The sequence below is a fragment of the Gluconacetobacter azotocaptans genome, from assembly GCF_014174355.1.
Classification (GTDB): domain Bacteria; phylum Pseudomonadota; class Alphaproteobacteria; order Acetobacterales; family Acetobacteraceae; genus Gluconacetobacter; species Gluconacetobacter azotocaptans.
Window position 1 is genome coordinate 1 of sequence record NZ_JABEQF010000041.1, and the last position, 3,445, is coordinate 3,445.

4 protein-coding genes are annotated in these 3,445 nt (G+C 71.6%); all 4 read right to left on the bottom strand.

All coding sequences use genetic code 11. The features are described 5' to 3' along the window. Positions 1 to 7: 7 nt before the first annotated feature. Genes rfbD through rfbB form a run of 4 tightly spaced genes read right to left on the bottom strand, consistent with a single transcriptional unit; the run spans position 8 to position 3,445 of the window. Positions 8 to 901, bottom strand: coding sequence for a dTDP-4-dehydrorhamnose reductase (gene rfbD / locus HLH34_RS18975; RefSeq protein WP_183121119.1), 894 nt, complete (start codon positions 899 to 901; stop codon positions 8 to 10). Beyond that, positions 901 to 1,452, bottom strand: a complete 552-nt coding sequence (gene rfbC, locus HLH34_RS18980) for a dTDP-4-dehydrorhamnose 3,5-epimerase (protein WP_183121120.1) — start codon at positions 1,450 to 1,452, stop codon at positions 901 to 903. The genes rfbD and rfbC overlap by 1 nt, the downstream gene beginning before the upstream one ends. After that, complete coding sequence (rfbA, locus tag HLH34_RS18985) at positions 1,449 to 2,327, bottom strand: glucose-1-phosphate thymidylyltransferase RfbA (RefSeq protein ID WP_183121122.1); 879 nt, start codon at positions 2,325 to 2,327, stop codon at positions 1,449 to 1,451. Before rfbA ends, rfbC begins: the two co-directional genes overlap by 4 nt. A gap of 47 nt (positions 2,328 to 2,374) precedes the next feature. Continuing rightward, the gene (gene rfbB / locus HLH34_RS18990; RefSeq protein WP_183121121.1) at positions 2,375 to 3,445 is read right to left on the bottom strand and encodes a dTDP-glucose 4,6-dehydratase; all 1,071 of its coding nucleotides are present in this window, start codon (positions 3,443 to 3,445) and stop codon (positions 2,375 to 2,377) included.

Sequence of the window (3,445 nt, forward strand, 5' to 3'; positions counted from 1 at the left end):
GGCCGCTCTAGGGCGTGGGGGTGTCGGCCACGAGGGCCGAGACGGTGCGGGCGAGGCTGTCGCGCCAATAGGGCAGGCGAATGCCGAAGGTCCGGTAGAGCCGGTCGCAGTTCAGGCGGGAATCCCGGGGCCGGGGGGCGGGGGTCGGCCAGTCGGCGGTGGCGATGGGGAGGATGTCCGGCATCGGCTGTCCCCGGCGTGCCGGGTCCTCCAGCGCGGCGGTGGCCAGGCCGTGCCAGGTGGTGGCGCCGGCGCCGGCGGCATGGAAGACCCCGGCATAATCGTCGCGCCATCCGGTGGCGCCGATCGCGGCCACGATGTCCAGGATCGCCCGGGCCAGATCGTCCGCGCTGGTCGGGTTGCCGTGCTGGTCGTCCACCACCCGCAGGGTCGGGTGCTTCGCCCCGGCGTCCAGCATGGTGCGCACGAAATTCCGCCCGTACGGCGAATAGACCCAGGCCGTGCGCAGCACGATCGCGCGGTCATGGGCGGCCAGCACCGCCCGTTCGCCTTCGGCCTTGCTGCGGCCGTAGACGGTGTGCGGCGCGATCGGGTCGTCCTCGCGGTAGGGGGCGCCCTTGGCGCCGTCGAACACGTAGTCGGTCGAGACATGGATCAGCGGGATGCCGCGCGCGGCGCATAGCCGGGCCAGCAGGGCCGGGCCGTCGCGGTTCGCGCGCTCGGCCCCGGCCACGTCGTCCTCGGCCGCGTCCACCGCCGTCCAGGCGGCGGCGTTGACCACGATCGCGGGCGCCCCCTCCATCGTGATGTCCAGCGTCTCCGGCCGGTCGAAATCGAGGTCCGGCCGTCCGACACAGCGCAGGCCGGGATGGCCGGACCGCGCCAGCGCGGTGGCGAGCTGGCCGGACCGGCCGATCACCAGGATCGGGGTCATGGCCATCAGAACCAGCCCCGCACGGCGGCGAAGGGCGCGGCGGCGGCGTCCTTGTCCGACAGGACGGCATCGGCGGGCGCCACCGGCCAGGCGATGCCCAGCGCCGGGTCGTCCCAGCGGACCGACCGTTCGCAGTCGCGGTTCCAGACGTCGGTACATTTATACTGCACCTCGGCGTCGTCGGTCAGGGTGCAGAACCCGTGCAGGAAGCCCGCCGGGATCCACAGCTGCGACCCGTTGTCCTCGGTCAGTTCGGCGGCGACCCATTGCCCGAAGCTGGGCGATCCCTGCCGGGCATCGACCGCCACGTCCCAGATCGCGCCGCGCGTGCAGCGCACCAGCTTGCCCTGCGGGTGGGGCGGCACCTGGCAATGCAGGCCGCGCACCACGCCGCGCCGGCGCGACAGGCTGTGATTGTCCTGCACGAAGACGGCGGTCATCCCCGCCGCCGCCATGCGCGCGGCGTTGTAGGTTTCCGAGAAGAACCCCCGTTCGTCCCCGAAGCGCTGCGGGGTGAGCAGGACGATATCGGGAATGGCCAGCCGTTCGGTCTTCATCGGACGACCTCGCCGTCCGCCAGGTCCCGCAGCAGGCGGCCCAGTTCGGTCTTGCCCATGGTCGCGGCAATGACGCGCAGCTGGGCGGCGTCGATATAGCCCATGCGGAAGGCGACCTCGCCGGGCGAGCCGACCAGCATGCCCTGGCGGGACTGGATGGTCTGCACGAACAGCCCGGCCTGCATCAGGCTGTCGGGCATGCCGGCGTCCAGCCAGGCGCAGCCCCGGCCCAGCCGTTCGACATGCAGCGAGCCCTCTTCCAGATAGATCCGGTTGAGGTCGGTGATCTCCAGCTCGCCGCGGGGCGAGGGCCGGATCCGGCGGGCCAGGTCGCCGACGCGGGCATCGTAGAAATACAGGCCGGTGACCGCCCAGTGCGAGGGCGGCTGGTCGGGTTTCTCGACCAGGTCGCAGGCCCGCCCGTCCTCGTCGAAGGCGACCACGCCATAGCGTTCGGGGTCGCGGACCTGGTAGGCGAACACCGTCGCCCCCTCGGTCCGCCGCGCCGCCGCGCGCAGCAGCACCCCCAGATGGTCGGCGAAGATCAGGTTGTCGCCCAGCGCCAGCGCGCAGGGTGCGCCGTCCAGCCAGTCGCCGGCGATCAGGAAAGCCTGGGCGATGCCGTCGGGCGTGGGCTGCACGCGATAGGTGAAGCGCACGCCGTAATGCGACCCGTCGCCCAGCAGGCGCTCGAACTGCGGCAGGTCGGCGGGGGTCGAGATGATCATGATGTCGCGGATGCCCGCCAGCATCAGCGTCGACAGCGGGTAGAAGATCATCGGCTTGTCGTAGACGGGCAGCAACTGCTTGCTGGCCGCCAGCGTCATCGGATGCAGGCGCGTGCCCGACCCGCCGGCCAGCAGGATGCCCTTCATCGGAGGCTCGATTGCCGTGCCGTTTCCGGCGCCATTCACGGGCGCGCTCACGCCGCCACCCCTGCGGGGGCGACGCCCAGCCGCCGGTCGCTGTCATGGCGGTCCTGCAGGGCGGTCCACCAGTCGCGATGTTCCAGATACCAGCGCACCGTGCGGCGGATGCCGGTTTCGAAATCGTGGCGCGCGGTCCAGCCCAGCGCGGCCTCGGCCCGCGACGGGTCGATCTCGTAGCGGAAATCGTGCCCGGGCCGGTCGGGGACATGGTGGATCAGGCGCGCGCGGGGGCCGGCCGGGTCGGGCAGCAGATCGTCCAGTTCGCGGCAGATGGCGCGGACCACGTCCAGGTTGGTGCGGGGCTGGCGGGCGCCGATGGCGTAGGTCTCCCCCGGCCGGCCGCGTTCCAGAGCCAGGACCAGGGCCTCGGCATGGTCGTCGACGAACAGCCAGTCGCGCAGGTTGGCGCCGTCGCCATAGACCGGCAGGGGCCGGCCGGCGATGGCGTTGAGGATCACCAGCGGGATCAGCTTTTCCGGGAAGTGCCAGAAGCCGTAATTGTTGGTGGTGTTGGTGACGAAGGCCGGCAGGCCGTAGGTATGCTGCCAGGCCCGCACCAGATGGTCCGACGCCGCCTTGGTGGCGGAATAGGGGCTGCGCGGATCATAGGGCATGGCCTCGGTGAAGGGGGCGTCGCCGGGGCCGAGCGTGCCGAACACCTCGTCGGTCGAGACATGGTGGAAGCGGAAGGCCGCGCGCCGCGCCGCATCCAGGCCCGACCAGTATTCCCGCACGGCCTCCAGCAGCGTGCAGGTGCCCACGACGTTGGTCCGCACGAAGGCGCCGGGCCCGTCGATCGACCGGTCGACATGGCTTTCCGCCGCCAGATGCATCACCGCATCGGGACGATGCGCCGCCAGGATCGCGCGCAGCGCCGCCCCGTCGCAGATGTCGGCCCGCACATGGCGGTAGCGCGGGTCCGACGCCACCCCCGCCGTCGAGGCCGCCGACGCCGCGTAGGTCAGGCAGTCCACATTGACCACCTGATGTCCCGTGAACCCGATCAGCCGGCGCACCACCGCCGATCCGATGAACCCGCACCCGCCCGTTACGATAATCCGCAT

Excerpts from the sequence above, each read along its gene's own strand:
- rfbD (WP_183121119.1), bottom strand. The coding sequence starts at position 901 with ATGGCCATGACCCCGATCCTGGTGATCGGCCGGTCCGGCCAGCTCGCC.
- rfbC (WP_183121120.1), bottom strand. The coding sequence starts at position 1,452 with ATGAAGACCGAACGGCTGGCCATTCCCGATATCGTCCTGCTCACCCCG.
- rfbA (WP_183121122.1), bottom strand. The coding sequence starts at position 2,327 with ATGAAGGGCATCCTGCTGGCCGGCGGGTCGGGCACGCGCCTGCATCCG.
- rfbB (WP_183121121.1), bottom strand. The coding sequence starts at position 3,445 with ATGCGGATTATCGTAACGGGCGGGTGCGGGTTCATCGGATCGGCGGTG.